Below are 22,311 nucleotides of genomic sequence, written 5' to 3'. Positions count from 1 at the left end.
GGCGCCCGGGTCACTCCGGGCGTCTCTGAGAAGTCTCACTCCGACGGGAGCTAATCCGTGAAAGACTTACTTAAGTTTCTGAAAGCGCAAACTAAGACCGAAGAGTTTGATGCGATCAAGATCGCTCTGGCATCGCCAGATATGATCCGTTCATGGTCTTTTGGCGAAGTTAAAAAGCCGGAAACCATCAACTACCGTACGTTCAAACCTGAACGTGACGGGCTTTTCTGTGCGCGTATTTTCGGGCCAGTAAAAGACTACGAGTGCCTGTGCGGTAAGTACAAGCGCTTGAAACATCGCGGTGTGATCTGTGAGAAGTGTGGCGTTGAAGTTACACAGACCAAAGTTCGCCGTGAGCGCATGGGCCACATTGAGCTGGCTTCTCCAACTGCGCACATCTGGTTCCTGAAATCGCTGCCTTCACGCATCGGTTTACTGCTGGATATGCCACTGCGTGATATCGAACGTGTTCTTTACTTCGAATCTTACGTAGTGATTGAAGGCGGCATGACCAACCTCGAAAAGCGCCAGATTCTGACTGAAGAGCAGTATCTTGACGCGCTGGAAGAGTTTGGTGACGAATTCGACGCTAAAATGGGTGCGGAAGCGATCCAGGCTCTGTTGAAAAACATGGACCTGGAACAAGAGTGTGAAACTCTGCGCGAAGAGTTGAACGAAACGAACTCCGAAACCAAGCGTAAAAAACTGACCAAGCGCATCAAGCTGCTGGAAGCGTTCGTACAGTCTGGTAACAAACCAGAGTGGATGATCCTGACCGTGCTGCCTGTTCTGCCACCGGACCTGCGTCCTCTGGTACCGCTGGACGGCGGTCGTTTCGCTACGTCGGATCTGAACGATCTGTATCGTCGCGTGATTAACCGTAACAACCGTCTGAAACGCCTGCTGGATCTGGCTGCGCCAGATATCATCGTACGTAACGAAAAACGTATGTTGCAGGAAGCGGTCGATGCGTTGCTGGATAACGGCCGTCGCGGTCGTGCGATCACCGGTTCTAACAAGCGCCCTCTGAAATCTTTGGCCGATATGATCAAAGGTAAGCAGGGTCGTTTCCGTCAGAACTTGCTGGGTAAACGTGTCGACTACTCTGGTCGTTCGGTTATCACCGTAGGTCCATACCTGCGTCTGCATCAGTGTGGTCTGCCGAAGAAAATGGCACTGGAGCTGTTCAAACCGTTTATCTACGGCAAGCTGGAACTGCGTGGTCTTGCTACCACCATCAAAGCCGCTAAGAAAATGGTTGAGCGCGAAGAGTCCGTCGTCTGGGATATCCTGGATGAAGTGATCCGCGAACACCCGGTCCTGCTGAACCGTGCACCCACTCTGCACCGTCTGGGCATCCAGGCGTTTGAGCCAGTACTGATCGAAGGTAAAGCGATTCAGCTGCACCCGCTGGTCTGTGCGGCATACAACGCCGACTTCGATGGTGACCAGATGGCAGTACACGTACCGCTGACGCTGGAAGCTCAGTTGGAAGCGCGTGCGTTGATGATGTCTACCAACAACATCCTGTCACCTGCGAACGGCGAGCCAATCATCGTTCCTTCTCAGGACGTTGTACTGGGTCTGTACTACATGACCCGTGACTGTGTTAACGCCAAAGGCGAAGGCATGGTACTGACTGGCCCGAAAGAAGCCGAGCGTGTTTACCGCTCTGGCCATGCGTCTCTGCACGCTCGCGTTAAGGTGCGTATCACCGAACACGAGAAAAACGAGCAGGATGAATGGGTGGCTAAGACCAGCATCATCGACACTACCATTGGTCGCGCCATCCTGTGGATGATCGTACCAAAAGGTCTGCCTTACTCCATCGTCAACCAGGCATTGGGTAAGAAAGCGATCTCCAAGATGCTGAACACCTGTTACCGCATCCTGGGTCTGAAGCCGACCGTTATCTTTGCTGACCAGACTATGTACACCGGCTTTGCCTATGCGGCACGTTCAGGTGCGTCTGTGGGTATCGACGACATGGTTATCCCAGAGAAGAAAGTGGAAATCATCACCGAAGCGGAAGCGGAAGTGGCTGAGATTCAGCAGCAGTTCCAGTCTGGTCTGGTTACCGCTGGCGAACGCTATAACAAAGTGATCGATATCTGGGCTGCGGCCAACGAGCGCGTTGCTAAAGCGATGATGGAAAACCTCTCTACCGAACTCGTGATCAACCGCGATGGTGTGGAAGAGCGTCAGGTTTCCTTCAACAGCATCTTTATGATGGCCGACTCTGGTGCGCGTGGTTCTGCAGCACAGATTCGTCAGCTGGCCGGTATGCGTGGTCTGATGGCGAAACCAGATGGTTCCATCATCGAGACGCCAATTACCGCGAACTTCCGTGAAGGTCTGAACGTACTCCAGTACTTCATCTCCACGCACGGTGCGCGTAAAGGTCTTGCGGATACCGCACTGAAAACAGCTAACTCCGGTTACCTGACGCGTCGTCTGGTTGACGTTGCGCAGGACCTGGTAGTGACTGAAGATGACTGTGGTACGCACGAAGGCATCATGATGACCCCGGTCATCGAAGGTGGCGACGTGAAAGAGCCACTGCGTGAGCGCGTACTGGGCCGTGTGACCGCAGAAGACGTGATCAAGCCGGGTACGGCTGACATCCTTCTGCCGCGTAACACCCTGCTGCACGAACAGCAGTGTGACCTGTTGGAAGAACACTCTGTTGACAGCCTGAAAGTGCGTTCCGTAGTAAGCTGCGAAACTGACTTCGGTGTGTGTGCTCACTGCTATGGTCGCGACCTGGCACGTGGTCACATCATCAACAAAGGTGAGGCCATCGGCGTTATCGCAGCACAGTCCATCGGTGAGCCAGGTACACAGCTGACGATGCGTACCTTCCACATCGGTGGTGCGGCATCTCGTGCGGCTGCTGAATCCAGCATTCAGGTGAAGAACAAAGGTACGCTGAAACTGATCAACGCCAAGTCGGTAACGAACTCCGCTGGCAAGCTGGTGATCACCTCGCGTAACGTTGAACTGAAAATGATCGACGAATTTGGTCGTACCAAAGAGAGCTATAAAGTTCCTTACGGTTCAACCATGGCGAAAGGTGACGGCGAGCAGGTTGCAGCGGGCGAGACCGTAGCAAACTGGGATCCGCACACCATGCCGGTCATCACCGAAGTGAGCGGTTTCATTCGCTTCACCGACATGATTGACGGTCAGACCATTACCCGCCAGACGGACGACCTTACCGGTCTTTCTTCTCTGGTGATCCTGGACAGTGCGGAACGTACTGCCGGTGGTAAAGATCTGCGTCCAGCGCTGAAAATCGTTGATGCTAACGGCAATGACGTCATGATCCCTGGCTCTGATATGCCTGCCCAGTACTTCTTACCGGGTAAAGCAATCGTCCAACTGGAAGATGGCATCAAGATCAGTTCTGGTGACACCCTGGCGCGTGTGCCTCAGGAATCTGGCGGTACCAAGGACATCACCGGTGGTCTGCCACGCGTTGCTGACTTGTTCGAAGCCCGTCGTCCGAAAGAGCCGGCAATCCTGGCTGAGATCAGCGGCATCATTTCCTTCGGTAAAGAAACCAAAGGGAAGCGTCGTCTGGTGATCACGCCGATCGACGGTAGCGATCATTACGAAGAGATGATTCCGAAATGGCGTCAGCTGAACGTGTTCGAAGGTGAACGCGTAGAGCGTGGTGACGTGGTTTCCGATGGCCCAGAGTCTCCACATGACATTCTGCGTCTGCGTGGCGTGCATGCGGTGACCCGTTACATCACTAACGAAGTGCAGGAAGTTTACCGCCTGCAAGGCGTTAAGATTAACGATAAGCACATCGAAGTCATCGTTCGTCAGATGCTGCGTAAAGCGACCATCGCCAGCGCTGGAGGCACTGACTTCCTCGACGGTGAGCAGGTTGAGTTCTCTCGCGTTAAGATCGCTAACCGCGATCTGGAAGCTAACGGCAAAATCGCTGCAACATTTGCACGCGACCTGCTGGGTATCACCAAAGCTTCCCTGGCAACTGAGTCGTTCATCTCTGCGGCCTCGTTCCAGGAAACCACGCGCGTACTGACCGAAGCAGCCGTTGCGGGCAAACGCGACGAACTGCGCGGCCTGAAAGAGAACGTTATCGTTGGCCGACTGATCCCAGCCGGTACCGGTTACGCGTATCATCAGGATCGTATGCGTCGTAAAGCCGCGGGCGAAGCGCCAATCGTGCCAGTAGTCACTGCCGATGAAGCCTCTGCCAGCCTGGCTGAACTGCTTAACGCAGGAAACCTGGGCGGTAACGACGATTAATCGTCAACGGCCTGTGGCATAATAAAAAACCTCGCTTCGGCGAGGTTTTTTTTCGACTAAACAAAATCACATGGACAAAAAATGCAAAATAAAAAGGTCGTGATGGCGCTGGTACTGCTGGGGTTAAGCGCGGGTACTCAGGCAGAAGAGTGGGTTAACACCCCGGTGCAAAAGACGTTTAAAAACTGGCAGGTGACGTGCAACAATCTCAATGACTGTGAGGTGCGTAATACCGATGAGGTATTGCGGATTATCATCAAGCGTAAGGCTGGTGCAGAGTCTCAGCCTTCCCTCAATTTTCAGCAATGGGGCGATCAGAAACCAACAGGGATCTGGCTGGATGGCAAACCCTGGCATTCCAACATTGAGATTTCACCGTCAAAAATCAGTGATGACTATAGCGCGGGCGGCAGTGAAAAACTGGCTGATGTACAGCAGTGGGTTCAGGCCACTAAAAATGCCATGACCATTGCGCTCACACCCGGTACACCCGATTCTGAAGCTGCCTCCCTCGGCGGGCTCAATGCGGCACTGCTGCTGGTGGACGAACGACAGGGGCGTCTGGGAAATCAGACGGCATTGCTGAAAGTGGGCAACAATGAACCATCGATGGTACCCGCGCGTCCTGCCCCCGCGGTATTTAACTTCCAGGTGCCAAAGGTCGTGCCGTTAACCAATGAGGCTGCGCTTATCGATGGTGCCATTGCCGCTAATAGTAAGCTGCTGGCAAAAGAGAGCTGTGAGCCGGACAAAGAAGCACGTGAGCGCAGTGAAGCGCAGCCACTGAATGACAAGCAGGCGCTGGTGCTGGTCAATTGTGGTCTGGGAGCTTATCAGTCTTCCAGTATGCTGTTTATCAGTGAGCGCAATAATCCCCAGGACTCAAAGCAGCTGACTCTGCCATTACCCGGCAATGATGAAGACGGCAAACCCAGGGTGATGAGCTGGTTTACTGAAGCAACCTACGATCCGCAAACGGGTGAGCTGTATTATTCCGGGCGCGGGCGGGGTATTGCTGACTGTGGAGATAATGGCGGTTGGAAATATGATGGTAAGACATTCCATCTGACACATTACAACAATCAGCAGAGTTGCAATGGTGGTGAGCCGGGAGACTGGCCATCCGTCTGGGCAACGGCAGGAACTGAGTAACCCTGCGGGAAGGGGATGCTCTGGTTAGCGCCATCAGCAGCAGCCTGAGGGCGAGAGTAAAACCTCGCTTCGGCTTTTTTTAATTAATTCAGAGAGTAATAATGAATAATAACAAGATGTTGATGGCGCTCATGCTACTGGGTTTAAGTACGGGAGTTCATGCAGAAGAGTGGGTTAATGCGCCGGTACAGAAGGTCTTTAAAAACTGGCAGGTCACCTGTAACAACGTGAATGACTGTGATGTGCGCAACACTGACAAGACGCTACGTATCATTCTTAAACGTCAGGCGGGTGCGGAGGCACAGCCTTCGATCAGCTTCCAGCAGTGGACAGCATTGAAAGCAGACGGGATCTGGCTGGATGGTCAGGCCTGGTCTTCAGATATCCAGATTGCCACACCACAGAGCAGTGATGAGCACGTTGTGGGCAGCAGCGATCAATTGGCGGTGATCCAGGCGTGGGTGAAGCAGGCCAAGGATGCGCAGACGATGGCCTTTACTGCCGGACCGGAAAGCGTTTCTCTGGAGGGGCTGACTGCCGCGCTGCTGTTGGTGGATGAACGACAGGGACGTCTGGATAACCAGACAGCCTTGCTGAGGGTGGGCAACAAGCCCTCTTCAGCCGTTCTGCCCCGACCCGCACTTGTGGCACTGAACTTCCCGGTTCCTGCCGTCGTGCCTCTGACCGATCCTGCCGCACTGGTTGACGGAGCAATTGCTGCCAATGGCAACCTGCTGAATCAACTGCAGTGCCCTCAGGATGATGATACTCGCGCACGCAGCTATGCTGAACCGCTGAACGACACGCAGGCGCTGGTCATGGTCAACTGTGGTCCGGGGGACTTTAAAACATTAAATGTCGTGTTCATCAGTGCACGTGATAAACCGAAAGACACACGGCGGCTGACGCTGCCGCTGCCGCTAAACGGCACTGACGGCAAGCCGATGCAGGAAACGATGTTTGCCCAAGGCGGATATGATTCAGCCGTCGGCCATCTCTATTTCTCCGATCGGGGTAATGAGGCCGCCGAGTGTGGTAGTAATGGTGGCTGGATCTATGACGGCAAGACATTCCACCTGGCACGCTTTAAAAATCAACCTGGCTGCAACGGCGGTCAACCGGCTGACTGGCCCTCTGTCTGGGTAACGGAAGGTAAAGAGTAGGGGATTAACGTGGTGGGTATCAGCCTTTCACATCCCTGGCCCTCTGGGAAATTTCATATTTTCCTCAGCAAAATCGTGGTTAAGGGTGACTGCTGTTATCTTCATGCCGACATTAATCCTAAGGAGTCCGACATGAAGATTGTTAAAGCCCTGGTACTGACCAGCCTGGTCAGTACTTCTCTGCCTCTACTGGCTGCCGGTGATGAAGGGATGAAGAATCCGCTGAGCGTGCACGTGCTTAACCTGCAGACCGGTGTACCGACCTCCGGTGTGACGGTTGAACTCGAACAGCAGCAAAAGCAGGGGTGGGTGAAACTGGCTTCTGGCGTCACGGATAAAAACGGACGTATCCCGGCGCTCTATCCGGCTGGGAAAACGATGGCTGCGGGTGACTACAAAGTGGTCTTCAAAACCGGTGATTACTACAAACAGCAAAAGCAGCCGACTTTCTTCCCGGAAATCCCGGTGATTTTCCATGTGGAAAACAGCGACAGCCATTACCACATTCCTTTGCTGCTCAGCCAGTACGGCTACTCTACCTATCGCGGTAACTGATCGTTCGTCAGAGCATAAAAAAAGGGCAACGCAGTGGAACGTCCGCGTTGCCCTCGGGTACATCCTTCGACCCAGGCCACATCACTATAAGTTGCGGACATCCTCACAGGTCAGTCCGATATCCTTCAGTTGCGCATCACTCAGACGCGACAGAATCTTGCGGGTGCAGGAACGTATACGTCTTGCCTGCCAGCGATGATAAGGCATAAGAAAGATTGCGTTAATCAGCGTCCAGCTAAAAGGTTTCGCTGCTCTGTTCTCTTCAAACTCCATCACTGCCTCCTCATCACCTTGGGTATGACGACTATTTTGTCGATAAACACCGTTATGATACAGATGCAAAAAACACCTTTTATTGACATACAGATTGCGAGATAGTGTGACTGAATGGTGATTATTACCGCTATCTGTACTGGTTTATCCAAAATAGAGTGGGAGGGGAGCATACGATGACACGTTATCAACGGCTGGCAGAACTGCTGGCTCAACGTATTGAGCAAGGGTTGTATCAGGCCGGCGAGCGATTGCCATCCGTACGTTCACTCAGTGGCGAACATGGCGTCAGCATCAGCACGGTTCAGCAGGCTTACTATCTGCTGGAAGAGAAACAGCTGATTACGCCGCAGCCCAGGTCCGGCTACTTTGTCACCCCACGCAAGGCGGCACCACCGCTGCCGCCGATCACTCGTCCGGTTCAGCGCCCGGTGGAGATCACCCAGTGGGATGCGGTGATGGATCTGCTCAATGCCCGACTGGATGACAATATGCTTCAGCTCGGTAGCGGTATGCCGAATATTGATTCTCCTACGCTCAAGCCGCTATGGAAAATTATCAGTCGCCTTGGGCAGCAGCAGGACCCACGACTGTTGAGTTACGATAATCTGTATGGCGTGCCGGAACTGCGTGAGCAGGTCGCACGCCTGATGATCGACAGCGGCTGTCAGGTCACCGCCGACGACATTGTGATTACCACGGGTTGCCATGAAGCACTGTCGGTGTCGATCAGAGCGGTATGCCAGCCGGGGGATATTATTGCTGTAGAGTCACCGGCCTTTCACGGCACCATGCAAACCCTGCGCGGTTTTGGGATCCGCGCTATCGAAATCCCTACGGATTCCGTTACCGGCATCAGTCTGGAAGCGCTGGAGCTGGCGTTTGAGCAATGGCCGATTAATGCCGTGGTGGTGGTGCCAAACTGCAATAACCCGCTGGGGTTTGTGATGCCAACGCAGCGTAAGCAGGCATTGCTGACGCTGGCGCAGCGCTTTGATGCCGCGATCATTGAAGATGATGTTTATGGTGAACTCGCTTTTGACTATCCTCGTCCGGTCACCATTAAGTCGCTGGATATGGATGGCCGTGTTCTGCTGTGTAGCTCATTTTCTAAAACGCTGGCGCCTGGCCTGCGGGTGGGGTGGGTAGTGCCGGGGCGTTATTTTGATCGTGTTTTGCATATGAAATATATCAGCACCGGTTCAACGGCCACTCAGACACAGATGGCGGTCGCCGCTTTTATTCGCCAGGGGTATTACCAGCCTCATCTGCGGCGTATGCGCAGTTACTATCAGCGTAGCCTGGAGACCTTTACCCGGCGGGTGCGACATCACTTCCCCTGTGGGATCTGCGTGACTCGTCCCCAGGGGGGATTTCTTATTTGGGTCGAACTGCCAGAACCTTTTGATGCGTTGCGCCTGAACCAGGATCTACGTGCTTCCCATATTCAGATTGCTGTCGGGTCGCTGTTCTCCGCATCAGGTAAATACCGCAACTGCCTGCGCCTCAGCTATGCGCAGTCGTTTACCGATAAAACTGAACGTGCTCTGGAGGTGCTGGGTAAGGCGGTAGAGCGGGCGATGCTGGCATGTGCACCGGTATCCTCGCGGGTACAAGAAGAGGGTGAAGGCAGGGTCAGTGAGAAGGAAAACTACTGACCCTGGCGAGTGGCAGGATTGCCATCCGCACTGCCACTATAGCGGCTGCCATTCCTGATAAAAGCGCGAATAAACAAGGCTGCGTAATGTCTTCAGCCCTGTTTTTCCGTGTTGCAGCAGATTGCATTTTATTGCGAAACACGCCCTGAGATTCGAACGTGCCGAGCACCTGCCCGAACGTTTTTTACCGATACTTTGTCATGGTGATCAGGAATGTGACGTGCTTTGTGGCTCCAGCAGGTCCAGTAGCTGGTGGGTCGCTGCACGCCAGTCGCTGGCTTTTGTAATCGCGCTCACCACCGCTATACTGCCCACCCCGGTGGCCAGAACCTGAGGAACGCGTTCCAGGCTGATCCCGCCGATGGCCACGGTAGAAATCCCCTTCAGTCGCTGTATGTGGCGCGTTAACTCTTCCAGTCCCTGCGGATCAGAGGGCATGGCTTTTGTCTGGGTAGGGAATACGTGCCCCAGGGCAATATAGGAAGGTTGTTCGGCCAGCGCGCGATCCAGTTCGGCATCGTCATGGGTTGAAAGACCCAGGCGCAGCCCGGCAGCATGAATGGCATCCAGATCGGCAACATCCAGATCTTCCTGACCCAGATGGACGCCGTAAGCCTGATGTTTTATCGCCAGGCGCCAGTAGTCATTAATAAACAGGCGGGCTTGATAGTGTTTACCCAGGGCAATGGCATCAACGATCTGTTGTTCAACTTCATGCTCAGCACAGTCTTTAATGCGCAGCTGCAGTGTACGTACGCCCGCATCAAGCAGGCGTTCAATCCACTCCACCGTATTGACCACCGGATAAAGCCCCAATCTGGCATCAGTTGGGGGGAAAGCTCCACGACTCATAGTTGTTCCTCTGATTTCAGGGTGTCAGCGCGATGATACCGTTCACCGCCACGGCGACGAAACTCGTCAGACATCTGTGCCATACCTATTTCGATCGGCCGGGCTTCGGCCTCCTGCCGTGCTGCGTATTCACGCACTTCCTGGGTGATCTTCATTGAACAGAATTTTGGCCCACACATTGAGCAGAAGTGTGCCACTTTGCCGGATTCCTGCGGCAGGGTTTCGTCGTGATAAGCACGGGCAGTGTGCGGATCGAGGGCGAGATTAAACTGATCTTCCCAGCGGAATTCGAAACGCGCTTTCGACATGGCGTTATCACGAATCTGTGCCCCGGGATGGCCTTTAGCCAGGTCGGCGGCATGGGCTGCGATTTTATAGGTAATCAGCCCCTGTTTGACATCTTCTTTATTCGGCAGGCCGAGGTGTTCTTTGGGCGTCACGTAACACAACATCGCGCAGCCAAACCAGCCGATCATGGCGGCACCAATACCGGAAGTAAAGTGATCGTAGCCTGGTGCAATATCGGTGGTCAGCGGGCCAAGGGTATAAAACGGGGCTTCGTGGCAGTGCTCAAGCTGTTCCGTCATATTGAAGCGGATCATCTGCATGGGCACATGTCCCGGGCCTTCAATCATCACCTGGACGTCATATTCCCAGGCAATTTTGGTCAGTTCGCCCAACGTGCGTAGTTCTGCGAACTGCGCTTCATCGTTGGCATCCTGAATGGAGCCCGGGCGCAGGCCATCGCCCAGCGACAGTGAAACATCGTAGGCGGCGCAGATTTCACAGATGTCGCGGAAATGCTGATAGAGGAAACTCTCTTTATGGTGTGACAGGCACCATTTCGCCATGATTGCCCCCCCGCGCGAAACGATACCGGTCAGGCGTTTCGCGGTCATCGGCACATAGCGTAGCAGCACACCGGCATGAATAGTAAAGTAATCAACGCCCTGTTCAGCTTGTTCCAGCAGCGTATCGCGAAAAATTTCCCAGTTGAGATCTTCTGCCACACCGTTCACTTTTTCCAGCGCCTGATAGATGGGCACCGTGCCAATCGGTACCGGGCTGTTACGCAGGATCCACTCGCGGGTTTCGTGAATGTAACGCCCGGTGGAAAGGTCCATCACCGTATCTGCCCCCCAGCGGGCTGACCACACCAGTTTTTCCACCTCTTCTTCGATGGAAGAGCTGACCGCGGAATTGCCGATATTGGCGTTAATTTTCACCAGAAAGTTGCGACCGATAATCATCGGCTCCGATTCCGGGTGATTAATATTGGCCGGGATAATCGCGCGTCCTGCCGCAACCTCCTGGCGAACGAACTCAGCAGTGATATTGTCAGGCAGCTGTGCACCAAAACTGTGACCAGGATGCTGTTGCAGCAGCACCTCACCGCGAATACGCTCGCGTCCCATATTTTCGCGCAGGGCAATGTATTCCATTTCCGGGGTGATCACGCCCAGCCGGGCATAGTGCATCTGAGTCACACAGTGGCCGTCCAGCGCCCGGCGCGGACGTGGCAAATTATCAAAGCGCAGAGCGTCCAGCCCTTCATCTGCCAGGCGTTGCTGGGTGTAGGTAGAGCTAAGTTCAGCGATCTGTTCGGTATCACCCCGTTTAATGATCCAGTTGCTGCGCAAAGGATTCAGCCCCTTGTGAACATCAATCGACGCCGCCGGATCGCCGTAGGGACCCGCTGTATCGTAGACCGGTATCGGTTCATTCGCTTCCAGCACGGGTTCGTCTTTGCTACCGCCCACGGTGGACGGGCTCAGTTGGATTTCGCGCATCGGCACACGGATATCCGGCTGCGAGCCGGTCAGATAAATGCGTTTTGAGTTGGGGAAGGCAGTGCCCTGCAGGGAGTCGATAAACTGTTGTGCTTCTGCACGCTGTTCCCGGCGGCTGGTTTTTTTCTCAATGAAAGGTTTTTCAACGGTAGACATAGCAAGTTCCTGATAATAAGACGGAAGTTTGCTTGCCTGGAGGCGGGAGTAATGAGAACGATGTGACAAAGTACGGTATCACACCGTAATAGCTGATTTACTCTTGTTCCCTTCGCAGGTACTAACCTGATCAGGTTCCGCGGATCCCGAATTAACGGTCTCAGCCCTGGGGCACTCCGACAAGATATCGACTGGTTTTTCAGTCAACGTAGGGGCGAGGCAGGCCTCGTCCTAACCCCTCAAGCATAAAGGGGCTTTTTGGAAACTACAAGAAGTTCACATTCTGATAACGAATCACGCAGGGCGGGCAAGCGAGCACGAGTTAGCAGCGCTTTGATTATCATCATTTTTTTCTAAAGCCAGTTTGATGAATTTATCCTCCAGCGTAAATCGAGCCTCCAGCGCTTCACCGACCACTGACAATGCCCGCTGGAATTCGACGTAGTTATCATCATCGATGGCTGTTTCCAGATGCGAATCATAAATCTGCATTATCTGATCGGTATTGGCTTTTAAAGAGGGGTAAATTAACGAGGCTTTCGCCAGTTGCTCGGTCCCTTCCAGTTCCTTGATAAAACGTTCGTAGACGGTGAAATGACCGGTGGAAAGGTAGTCCACCAGATGCTGGCAGAATGTATCCAGCGCGTTTTCATCGAGCGTCGTCAGCGTTTCCTTGTTAGGCTTAATGCCAGCCATTTGGTAATAGGTAACCAGCAACTGCTTGCGTGAGCGCAGGCAAAAGTCTACCAGCTCACTGCATCCGCCGACGCGCGCGGTGAGGACTTCTAACTGGTTAAGCATGTTCAACTCCGTGAATGTTATATTTTAACGTCTGACCTCAATCCAGTCTTTAAGCTGAGGATGATGAGCAAAATGATGGAACAGGAAATTTTAAGCGTAGACGCTGGCTGGTGGATTGTCAGCCAGGAACATAAAATTTGGTTACCAAAAGGTGAATTGCCGCATGGTGATGCAGGCTCATTGGGCCTGACAGGGCGATCAGGGGCGCCGATTGGAGAGTGGCAGGGCGAGAAGGTATGGTTGATCCGCGGTATGTACCCCCAGGATATGGGATCGCTACGCCAGTTACTCGATCAAGACTCGGGCCTGTTCCAACTTGCCGGACGCGGTATTCAGTTATCAGAATTCTATCGTTCACACCGCTGGTGTGGCTACTGCGGCCATGAAATGCAGCACAGCAAAACCGAATGGGCGTGTCTCTGCGGGCATTGTCGGCAACGTTACTATCCGCAAATTGCACCTTGCATTATCGTGGCGATCCGCAAAGGCGAAGAGATTTTGCTGGCACAGCATACGCGGCACCGTAACGGGATTTTCACGGTACTGGCTGGCTTTGTCGAGGTGGGCGAAACCCTTGAGCAAACGGTGGCACGTGAGGTGATGGAAGAAAGCAGTATTCGTGTGAAGAATCTGCGCTATGTCTCTTCTCAGCCCTGGCCTTTCCCCCAGTCACTGATGATGGCGTTTATGGCCGACTATGCTGGCGGTGATATCAAGATTGACCCTAAAGAACTGTTGTCTGCGGGGTGGTATCGTTACGATGCGTTGCCGCAGTTACCTCCGGCAGGAACGGTGGCGCGTCGGCTGATTGAAGACACCGTCGCAATATGTCGCGCAGAAGCCGAATAATACTATTTTTAATCCTTCTTTCTGATAAAGGTTTTTTAGCGACATATTCTCCTGGTTCATTTTTGTGAATCAGGAGTGATATTAATTGATAAAAAAAAAAAAAACAACCACGACTTTATATCTGCAGGAAATTCAAATATCATCCCATGTCATAAAGGGCACCACTTATCAGATACAAGAGTGCTTTCATTAAGAATGCTTAAAAATAATAAAATTTCACCCGTTCATCTTACGGGGGTTCTCTTCTGTTAGCGTTCATTTAATTCGGTACTGCTTTCCAGAAATAGCTTTCTGGATAAAGGTGACTCGATCACGTCTTCAGCTTAATGCTGACGTCAGCAGCTGAGTCTTCTGCATGATGTTCCGTACGTTGTGAGTGAATACAATGTCTGAGAAGAAAAAACAATGTTATCTGTGGGGGATCTGGTTTTGCTGGAGCATAAGTATCCTTGCCTTTGTGCTATCAATAAGAACGGCCTTATTAATTTCTCAGGGTGCGATGCTGTGCCTGATTATGCTGCTAGCTATCCCTTTTCTATACAATAAAAGGACGATTAAAAACGTGTTTAATTTCAATCGCAAGGCAGAGCCTCAGTCCAGTGAGAAATTACCTTCACAGGTCAAGTTGGAACAAAATGTGCTGCCACTTTCTCCCTCGTATGATGAGAATAATACGAAAGAAACCGTTATCTCTATGGGTACTGTATTACGGGGTGAAATTACCAACGAAAATAATATTTCAATCAATGGTCTTGTAGAAGGTGACCTGACCAGCCAGAAGGTGACGCAGATTGGTAAGGAAGGTAAGGTCATCGGGACAGTAAAGTCCGTTAAGTTGGTGGTCAATGGTCTGCTGAAAGGAAGCTGTTATGCCAAGACGGTCGTTATTATGTCACGTGGCAGAATCGAAGGTGAGGTGTTTGCCACCGAGTTCTCCATTGAGAAAGGTGGCGTATTTATAGGAAATTCTCATCAGATTGAAGAGCCACAGCTGCCGACGGAGAAGAAAGAAAAAAAACGGATGGTCACTATGGGTGACCATTCACCTTCTCTAACCGCTGTTGAAAATACGCAGGAAAAAATCGATAGTTCATCAGGAAAAAATGTGGCGGTTGGCAATTAAAAGTAAGCGAAAATCGTTGTTATCTCGATGAATTTCAACTTCTCCCCTGTTTCTGTTAACGCTGGATTCAGGGGAGGGCGTGCTCAGTTAGCTCAATTTTTCGAGTGGTCAATCATCGTCAATTCCAATAAATGTTACACTAGCAGCCTGTATGGTGAGAGAGTCTCGTGATGAGTGAACTGAAGAACGATCGATATCTGCGCGCGTTGCTGCGCCAGCCAGTGGATGTCACCCCGGTATGGATGATGCGTCAGGCCGGACGTTATCTGCCGGAGTACAAAGCAACTCGCGCTGTCGCCGGTGACTTTATGTCGCTGTGTAAAAACGCGGAACTGGCCTGTGAAGTTACGCTGCAACCACTGCGGCGTTATGCACTGGATGCGGCGATCCTGTTCTCCGATATCCTGACCATTCCCGATGCGATGGGACTGGGGTTGTATTTTGAAGCAGGTGAAGGCCCACGTTTTTCATCACCTGTCACCTGCCGTGCTGACGTTGAAAAATTGCCTGTTCCTGACCCGGAGCAGGAACTGGGTTATGTAATGAATGCGGTACGTACCATCCGCAAAAACCTCAACGGTGACGTGCCGCTGATCGGGTTTTCTGGCAGTCCGTGGACGCTGGCTACCTATATGGTGGAAGGCGGCAGCAGCAAAGCGTTCACGAAACTGAAAAAGATGATGTACGCCGAGCCTAAAACACTGCATCTGATGCTGGATAAGCTGGCCGACAGCGTCACGCTGTATCTCAATGCGCAGATCCGCGCGGGTGCCCAGTCAGTGATGATTTTTGACACCTGGGGCGGCGTATTGACCGGACGCGACTACCTGGAGTTCTCGCTCCACTACATGCACAAAATCGTTGATGGTTTGCTGCATGAAAATGAGGGGCGTCGTGTACCCGTTACGCTGTTCACGAAAGGTGGCGGGCAGTGGCTGGAAGCGATGGCTGCAACAGGCTGTGATGCGCTGGGCCTTGACTGGACAACGGATATTGCCGACGCACGTCGCCGTGTGGGTCACAAGGTCGCGTTGCAGGGCAATATGGACCCGTCGATGCTGTACGCCTCTCCCGAACGTATTGAACAGGAAGTGGCGGGCATTCTTGAGGGCTTCGGTCAGGGCGAAGGGCATGTGTTCAACCTTGGCCACGGTATTCATCAGGATGTACCACCCGAAAACGCCGGTGTGTTCGTCGAGGCCGTGCATAAGCTCTCACGTCCTTACCACCAGGAATAATCAGTTAGGGGGAAAATATGGATATTGCAGCATTACGTAATGAGCAGCGCCAGCGCGCAGCGGAAGTGAGATGTCAGGATGACTTCGATGTAATGCCTCCCCGCCTGATTGGTGGCGCAGATGTCGGTTTTGAACAGGATGGTGCGGTGACCCGCGCCGCCCTGGTGATTCTGGAATATCCCTCACTGCAGGTTATTGAGCATCAGGTGGCGCGTGTTGCCACGACCATGCCCTATATTCCCGGTTTCCTGTCATTTCGTGAAACCCCCGCTCTGCAAGCGGCGTGGCAACAACTGTCCAATCATCCCGACCTGTTATTCGTTGACGGGCACGGAGTGGCCCATCCCCGTCGTCTTGGCGTGGCCAGCCACTTTGGCCTGCTGGTCGACGTCCCTACCATTGGCGTAGCGAAAAAACGCCTGTGTGGGAAATTTGAACCTCCGGCAGCAGAACCGGGCAGTTGCCAGCCTCTGATGGACAACGATGAGCTGCTGGGCTTCGTGCTGCGCAGCAAGGCGCGTTGTAATCCTCTGTTTATCTCTCCCGGACACCGCGTAAGCCATGCAACAGCACTTGACTGGGTACAGCGTTGTTTGCAGGGCTATCGTCTGCCTGAGCCTACGCGCTGGGCAGATGCTGTTGCCTCGCGCCGCGCGGCTTTTACCGCGCTGTCCCGGGGTTAACCGTGCTGCCCTGTGGCTTTTCAGGTACACTGCGGCAAGTGCATTAATTCTGAGATCCCGATATGTTACGTAACCCGATTCATCTGCGGCTGGAAAAGCTGGAAAGCTGGCAGCACGTTACTTTTATGGCCTGTTTGTGTGAACGCATGGTGCCCAACTACCGTGCGTTTTGCCAGCAAACCGGTTTTGGTGATGGCCAGCTCTACCGCCGTATTCTCGATCTTTTATGGGAAACTCTGGTGGTGAAAGACGCGAAAGTGAACTTTGACAGCCAACTGGAAAAACTGGAAGAAGCGATCCCTTCAGCCGACGACTACGATCTGTATGGCGTTTACCCGGCAATTGATGCCTGTGTTGCGCTCAGCGAGTTGCTGCATTCTCGTCTGAGCGGTGAAACACTGGTCCATGCTATTGCCGTGAGCGAGACATCAATTACGACGGTGGCGATGCTGGAAATGACCCAGGCAGGTCGCGAAATGACCGAAGAAGAGCTGAAGGTGAATCCCGCTGTTGAAGAGGAATGGGACATCCAGTGGGAGATATTCCGCCTGCTTGCCGCCTGCGAAGACAGGGACCTGGAGCTGATAAAAGGGTTACGATCTGACCTGCGTGAATCCGGTATTAGTAATATCGGTATAAATTTTCAGCAGTAAGGCGACAAAACGTGACTTCAGGCCTGATTTGTAGCGCCTTTGGGCTTCACATTCGCCCCCAGTCTGGTCTACATTTGGGGGGCTGAAAAATGTGGCTATCGGTGCGTGTATGCAGGAGAGTGCCAGAATCTGGTTTTTCCCTCGCACTTGATGCTTAGCAAGCGATAAATACACTGTAAGGATAACTTATGAACAAGACTCAACTGATTGATGTAATTGCGGACAAAGCGGACCTGTCTAAGACCCAGGCTAAAGCTGCTCTGGAATCCACCCTGGCTGCGATTACTGAGTCTCTGAAAGACGGTGATGCTGTACAACTGGTTGGTTTTGGTACTTTTAAAGTTAACCACCGTGCTGAGCGTACTGGCCGCAACCCGCAGACTGGTAATGAGATCAAAATTGCCGCTGCAAACGTACCGGCATTTGTATCTGGTAAAGCACTGAAAGACGCTGTTAAGTAATCGTCTGACGGTGAAGAGTTTAAACAGGGGGGCGGATTCGCCCCTTTTGTTTATCTCTCTCCCTACGTGGATCATTCTGTATCCTTTTACTGCCTTCTGCTTTACCGCTGTTGTGATACTCTTTTCGCATGAAACTGACTTCTGTAGTCCAACGACTCTCTCTTAGCATGCTAATTCTGTTAGCAGGCTGCAGTTCGCATTCTGATCTGCCGGACTTTACCGCCAGCGGCTATCTTGCCGATCGGGGTACGGTGCGCATCTGGCGTAAGAACCAGCACGAGCAGGTTTCACATCTGATGACGGTGTATACCCCGTTTAATGGTGCCGCTACGGAAACCAGCGACTATCTCTGGCAGCAGGGCAAGCTGATTTCGGTAGAACGTCATGTTATCGGTGATAAGCCTGACGATGTGACGCTGCGCTTTGACCAGGACGGCAGCCTGAGCTTTATGCAACGCCAGTTGTCCGGGCGGCGCGAAGCCCTCTCTGCGGATGAGATTGCGCTGTATCAGTTTGATGCCCAGCGGATGCTAAAAATCAGTGATGATCTGCTATCAGGGAATGTCTTGCTCAGGCAGGGTAGCTGGCAACAGGATGGCACAATCACCACCTGTCAGGGGAAAACCGTGCGCCCTGAGCTGGATCAGACTGAGCTGGGTCGTATCGCCCGTCAGCAGCGAGACACGTCCGGGCCAGTGAGTATCGCCTGGCTGGAGGCTCCGGGAGGCACGCAGCTGCTATTGATATCTGCCAGTGACCTCTGTAAGACAGAACCTAAAGAAGAGGGATTTTAAGCATAAAAAAAGGCGATCGTTGATCGCCTTGATGCTGAATCGTTAAAAGCGGATCGACGATCCGCTTTGATGCGTTATTTACGGTCTATCGCGCGGTAACCGATATCGTTACGACAGAAGCTCCCTTTCCATGAGATCGGTTTGGCAAGCTCATAAGCACGTTTCTGTGCAGCAGCAACGTCTTCGCCCAACGCCGTAACGCAGAGAACGCGGCCGCCATTGGTCACGACCAGTTCGTCCTGCAGTGTGGTACCAGCATGGAACACTTTGCCATCCGCCACCTCTTCCAGAGGCAGGCCATGGATCTGCTCACCGTTAACGTAATCTCCCGGGTAGCCGCCAGCGGCCAGCACCACACCCAGTGATGGACGGGGATCCCAGACTGAATCTTTTTCATTCAGCTTGCCATCAACGGCCGCCAGGCAAAGATCGACCAGATCGGATTGCAGACGCAGCATGATCGGTTGAGTTTCTGGATCGCCGAAGCGGCAGTTGAATTCGATCACTTTCGGCTGACCGCTTTTATCGATCATCAGGCCGGCATACAGGAAGCCTGTATAAACATTCCCTTCACCCGCCATTCCGCGCACGGTTGGCCAGATCACTTCGTCCATCACACGCTGGTGGATTTCATCTGTGACCACTGGGGCAGGAGAGTAAGCGCCCATGCCACCGGTATTCGGGCCGGTATCACCATCACCAACGCGTTTATGATCCTGGCTGGTGGCCATTGGCAGCACGTTCTCGCCATCGACCATCACGATAAAGCTGGCTTCTTCGCCGTCAAGGAACTCTTCCACCACAATACGGTGACCCGCATCGCCAAAAGCGTTGCCTGCCAGCATATCCTGAATGGCATCTTCGGCTTCCTGCAACGTCATGGCCACGATCACACCTTTACCTGCCGCCAGACCATCGGCCTTGATGACAATCGGTGCGCCTTTCAGACGAACGTAAGCCAGAGCAGGCTCCACCTCGGTAAAGTTCTGGTATTCGCCGGTTGGGATCTTGTGGCGTGCCAGGAAGTCCTTCGTGAACGCTTTAGATCCTTCCAGCTGTGCAGCGGCCTGGGTTGGGCCAAAGATCTTCAGGCCAGCTGCGCGAAACGCATCCACCACGCCGATGACCAGCGGTGCTTCCGGGCCAACGATAGTCAGATCGATCTTCTCATCGCGGGCAAAAGCCAGCAGGGCAGGAATATCTGTCGGGCTGATCGCCACGTTTTGTAACGCAGGCTCCAGCGCAGTGCCCGCATTACCTGGGGCAACAAAAACGGTATCAGCCAGTGGAGACTGAGCGGCTTTCCATGCCAGCGCATGTTCGCGGCCGCCATTACCAATCACTAAAATTTTCATCTGAAGCTCCGTAATTAATGGCGGAAGTGGCGCATGTCGGTGAAGATCATCGCAATGCCGTGTTCGTCAGCGGCAGCGATCACTTCATCATCACGAATCGATCCACCCGGTTGGATCACGCAGGTGATGCCAACCGCAGCAGCGGCATCGATCCCATCGCGGAACGGGAAGAATGCATCGGAGGCCATAGACGAGCCGTTGACTTCCAGACCTTCATCGGCGGCTTTGATACCGGCAATTTTGGCGGAGTAAACGCGGCTCATCTGACCAGCGCCTATGCCGATGGTCATATTGTCACGTGCATAGACGATAGCGTTGGATTTCACGAACTTCGCCACTTTCCAGCAGAACAATGCATCACGTAGTTCCTGCTCGGTAGGCTGACGCTGGCTAACCACGCGCAGCTGGCTTTCGTTTACCATTCCGAGGTCACGATCCTGTACTAACAAGCCACCGTTAACACGTTTGAAGTCCAGACCCGCCTGACGCTGCTGCCACTGGCCGCACGTCAGTACACGCACGTTCTGTTTCGCGGCAGTCACTTTCAGTGCGGCTTCCGTCGCAGAAGGGGCGATAATCACTTCAACGAACTGGCGGCTGATAATGGCCTGCGCAGTGGTTTCGTCCAGCTCGCGGTTGAAAGCAATAATGCCGCCGAAAGCAGACGTCGGGTCAGTTTTGTAGGCGCGCTCGTAGGCATCAAGGATCGAACCGCCAACCGCTACGCCACAGGGGTTAGCATGCTTGACGATGACGCAGGCCGGTTGATCAAACTCTTTCACACACTCCAGCGCCGCATCGGTATCGGCGATGTTGTTATAAGAGAGTGCCTTACCCTGGACCTGCTGTGCTGTTGCGACAGAAGCCTCGCTAACATTCTCTTCTATATAGAAGGCAGCATCCTGATGGCTGTTCTCACCGTAACGCATATCCTGCTTTTTAATGAAGTTCAGATTAAGAGTACGGGGGAAGCGGCCGGAAGGCTCGGTGGTGTCACCGTGATAAGCAGGCACCAGGCTACCGAAGTAGTTGGCAATCATGCTGTCATAGGCGGCGGTGTGTTCGAAGGCTTTAATCGCCAGATCGAAACGTGTGGACAGCGTCAGGGAGTTATCGTTGGCATCCAGTTCGGCAACAATGGCCTGATAGTCACTGCTCTTGACCACAATCGCCACGTCTTTGTGGTTCTTGGCGGCGGAGCGCACCATGGTTGGGCCACCGATATCGATGTTCTCAACCGCATCTTCCAGCGAACAACCTTCACGGGCAACGGTTTCGGCAAATGGATAGAGGTTTACGACAACCATATCAATCGGGGAGATGCTGTGTTCGGCCATGATGGCATCATCCTGACCGCGGCGTCCTAAAATGCCACCATGCACTTTCGGGTGCAGCGTTTTGACGCGTCCATCCATCATTTCCGGGAAACCGGTGTAGTCAGACACTTCAGTAACAGGCAGGCCGGCATCTGCCAGCATGCGTGCAGTGCCGCCGGTGGAGAGCAGCTCGACGCCACGTTGAGAAAGCGCCTGAGCGAATTCGAGGATACCGGCTTTATCAGACACGCTGAGCAGCGCGCGGCGTATAGGACGACGTTGTTGCATGATTTATCCCTTGGCTTTGGATCGCATATAAAGAGCGTTATATGAAGCTTAGACTTTCTCTTTCTTCTATATAGGAAGAAAACAGAGTTTAAGGTTCATGTAACGCCCCTGAAGGGGCTTCCGTTACGCGCGGGCATTGTAGCGAAAACGATTGCGCGATGCTCGTCAAAATTGTGGTCCCACGACGAATGTGGATAAGTTTGTGCATAAGCGGGTATAAGCAGGGGTTTTGCTGGGGATTGCAGCAAACAGTCAAATTATCGCAAATTAGCCCTTGTCACCTGTCGAGAACTCCCTATAATGCGCAACCACTGAGACGGCACAACGGCTTACGGCCAGCGGCTCAGGAGGTTCAGGAAGCATCTGAACCGCCGGAAAAAATCTCTCAAAAAGAGGTTGACTCCGAAGGAGGAAAGCGTAATATACGCCACCTCGCAACAGGAAGCTTCGGCACTGATTGCACCGCTCTTTAACAATTTATCAGACAATCTGTGTGGGCACTCGCAGGATTGATATCAGTCACCTCCGGGTGACAAAAAATATCAAGTCTTAAGAGTGAACACATAATGAAATTCATTATGACGTTTTACACTTGAGCATCGCTGCACTTGTTGCAGCAAATCGAACTTTTAATTGAAGAGTTTGATCATGGCTCAGATTGAACGCTGGCGGCAGGCCTAACACATGCAAGTCGAACGGTAGCACAGGGGAGCTTGCTCCCCGGGTGACGAGTGGCGGACGGGTGAGTAATGCCTGGGAAACTGCCCGATGGAGGGGGATAACTACTGGAAACGGTAGCTAATACCGCATAACGTCTTCGGACCAAAGTGGGGGACCTTCGGGCCTCACACCATCGGATGTGCCCAGGTG

General features: G+C 53.0%; 18 protein-coding genes, 1 rRNA gene and 1 riboswitch. Of the genes, 13 read left to right on the top strand and 6 right to left on the bottom strand.

The window, feature by feature from the left end:
- Positions 1 to 57: 57 nt before the first annotated feature.
- The 4 genes from rpoC to uraH all read left to right on the top strand — a co-directional run bounded on the left by rpoC (position 58) and on the right by uraH (position 7,151).
- Positions 58 to 4,281, top strand: coding sequence for a DNA-directed RNA polymerase subunit beta' (gene rpoC, locus WH279_RS00155; protein ID WP_200644089.1), 4,224 nt, complete (start codon positions 58 to 60; stop codon positions 4,279 to 4,281).
- A gap of 81 nt (positions 4,282 to 4,362) precedes the next feature.
- Positions 4,363 to 5,433, top strand: coding sequence for a DUF1176 domain-containing protein (locus WH279_RS00150; RefSeq protein ID WP_339454496.1), 1,071 nt, complete (start codon positions 4,363 to 4,365; stop codon positions 5,431 to 5,433).
- Positions 5,434 to 5,534: 101 nt separating this feature from the next.
- Complete coding sequence (locus WH279_RS00145) at positions 5,535 to 6,596, top strand: DUF1176 domain-containing protein (RefSeq protein ID WP_339454494.1); 1,062 nt, start codon at positions 5,535 to 5,537, stop codon at positions 6,594 to 6,596.
- Positions 6,597 to 6,728: 132 nt separating this feature from the next.
- Positions 6,729 to 7,151: a hydroxyisourate hydrolase gene (uraH, locus tag WH279_RS00140; protein WP_339454492.1), complete on the top strand. Its 423-nt coding sequence runs from the start codon at positions 6,729 to 6,731 to the stop codon at positions 7,149 to 7,151.
- A gap of 84 nt (positions 7,152 to 7,235) precedes the next feature.
- Here uraH and WH279_RS00135 read toward each other — a convergent pair whose 3' ends face one another.
- Positions 7,236 to 7,424 carry a DUF1127 domain-containing protein gene (locus tag WH279_RS00135; RefSeq protein WP_133846996.1) on the bottom strand — a complete coding sequence of 63 codons (189 nt, stop codon included), beginning with the start codon at positions 7,422 to 7,424 and terminating at the stop codon, positions 7,236 to 7,238.
- 176 nt (positions 7,425 to 7,600) lie between these two features.
- Here WH279_RS00135 and WH279_RS00130 point away from each other — a divergent pair, with 176 nt between their 5' ends.
- A complete protein-coding gene (locus WH279_RS00130) occupies positions 7,601 to 9,082 on the top strand; it encodes an aminotransferase-like domain-containing protein (RefSeq protein WP_200644086.1) in 1,482 nt (493 codons plus the stop codon).
- A 207-nt stretch (positions 9,083 to 9,289) separates the two neighbouring features.
- Here the strand turns inward: WH279_RS00130 and thiE are convergent, their stop codons facing one another.
- The 3 genes from thiE to rsd all read right to left on the bottom strand — a co-directional run bounded on the left by thiE (position 9,290) and on the right by rsd (position 12,681).
- Positions 9,290 to 9,934, bottom strand: coding sequence for a thiamine phosphate synthase (thiE, locus tag WH279_RS00125; RefSeq protein ID WP_339454489.1), 645 nt, complete (start codon positions 9,932 to 9,934; stop codon positions 9,290 to 9,292).
- The gene (thiC, locus tag WH279_RS00120) at positions 9,931 to 11,880 is read right to left on the bottom strand and encodes a phosphomethylpyrimidine synthase ThiC (RefSeq protein ID WP_339454487.1); all 1,950 of its coding nucleotides are present in this window, start codon (positions 11,878 to 11,880) and stop codon (positions 9,931 to 9,933) included. Before thiC ends, thiE begins: the two co-directional genes overlap by 4 nt.
- Positions 11,881 to 11,970: 90 nt before the next feature.
- Positions 11,971 to 12,069: riboswitch (TPP riboswitch) on the bottom strand.
- 105 nt (positions 12,070 to 12,174) lie between these two features.
- Positions 12,175 to 12,681, bottom strand: coding sequence for a sigma D regulator (rsd, locus tag WH279_RS00115; protein ID WP_200644084.1), 507 nt, complete (start codon positions 12,679 to 12,681; stop codon positions 12,175 to 12,177).
- Between the two features lie 75 nt (positions 12,682 to 12,756).
- On the opposite strand from rsd, the gene nudC reads away from it, so the two are divergent.
- The 7 genes from nudC (at position 12,757) to WH279_RS00080 (ending at position 18,482) form a co-directional block, all read left to right on the top strand.
- On the top strand, positions 12,757 to 13,530 hold the full coding sequence (gene nudC, locus WH279_RS00110; protein WP_339454888.1) for an NAD(+) diphosphatase: 774 nt from the start codon (positions 12,757 to 12,759) through the stop codon (positions 13,528 to 13,530).
- A gap of 385 nt (positions 13,531 to 13,915) precedes the next feature.
- On the top strand, positions 13,916 to 14,653 hold the full coding sequence (locus tag WH279_RS00105; protein ID WP_339454483.1) for a bactofilin family protein: 738 nt from the start codon (positions 13,916 to 13,918) through the stop codon (positions 14,651 to 14,653).
- Between the two features lie 170 nt (positions 14,654 to 14,823).
- Complete coding sequence (gene hemE, locus WH279_RS00100; RefSeq protein ID WP_200644082.1) at positions 14,824 to 15,891, top strand: uroporphyrinogen decarboxylase; 1,068 nt, start codon at positions 14,824 to 14,826, stop codon at positions 15,889 to 15,891.
- A 17-nt stretch (positions 15,892 to 15,908) separates the two neighbouring features.
- Complete coding sequence (gene nfi, locus WH279_RS00095) at positions 15,909 to 16,574, top strand: deoxyribonuclease V (protein ID WP_200644081.1); 666 nt, start codon at positions 15,909 to 15,911, stop codon at positions 16,572 to 16,574.
- Between the two features lie 62 nt (positions 16,575 to 16,636).
- Positions 16,637 to 17,227, top strand: coding sequence for a YjaG family protein (locus WH279_RS00090; RefSeq protein ID WP_133846988.1), 591 nt, complete (start codon positions 16,637 to 16,639; stop codon positions 17,225 to 17,227).
- A 188-nt stretch (positions 17,228 to 17,415) separates the two neighbouring features.
- On the top strand, positions 17,416 to 17,688 hold the full coding sequence (gene hupA, locus WH279_RS00085; RefSeq protein ID WP_133846987.1) for a nucleoid-associated protein HU-alpha: 273 nt from the start codon (positions 17,416 to 17,418) through the stop codon (positions 17,686 to 17,688).
- 167 nt (positions 17,689 to 17,855) lie between these two features.
- The gene (locus WH279_RS00080; protein ID WP_445235204.1) at positions 17,856 to 18,482 is read left to right on the top strand and encodes a DUF1481 domain-containing protein; all 627 of its coding nucleotides are present in this window, start codon (positions 17,856 to 17,858) and stop codon (positions 18,480 to 18,482) included.
- A gap of 74 nt (positions 18,483 to 18,556) precedes the next feature.
- Here WH279_RS00080 and purD read toward each other — a convergent pair whose 3' ends face one another.
- Positions 18,557 to 19,837: a phosphoribosylamine--glycine ligase gene (gene purD / locus WH279_RS00075; protein WP_339454472.1), complete on the bottom strand. Its 1,281-nt coding sequence runs from the start codon at positions 19,835 to 19,837 to the stop codon at positions 18,557 to 18,559.
- Between the two features lie 14 nt (positions 19,838 to 19,851).
- Positions 19,852 to 21,441 (bottom strand): bifunctional phosphoribosylaminoimidazolecarboxamide formyltransferase/IMP cyclohydrolase, encoded by a 1,590-nt coding sequence (purH, locus tag WH279_RS00070; protein WP_339454470.1) that lies wholly within the window; start codon positions 21,439 to 21,441, stop codon positions 19,852 to 19,854.
- Between the two features lie 630 nt (positions 21,442 to 22,071).
- Here purH and WH279_RS00065 point away from each other — a divergent pair.
- A 16S ribosomal RNA gene (locus tag WH279_RS00065) occupies positions 22,072 to 22,311 on the top strand; the annotation flags it as partial.

Source organism: Erwinia sp. MYb375 (genome assembly GCF_037479175.1).
In the GTDB taxonomy this organism is placed as follows: Bacteria; Pseudomonadota; Gammaproteobacteria; order Enterobacterales; family Enterobacteriaceae; genus Erwinia; species Erwinia rhapontici.
The sequence above is the reverse complement of the archived record's forward strand: the minus strand, read 5'-3'. Positions and strand labels throughout refer to the sequence as shown.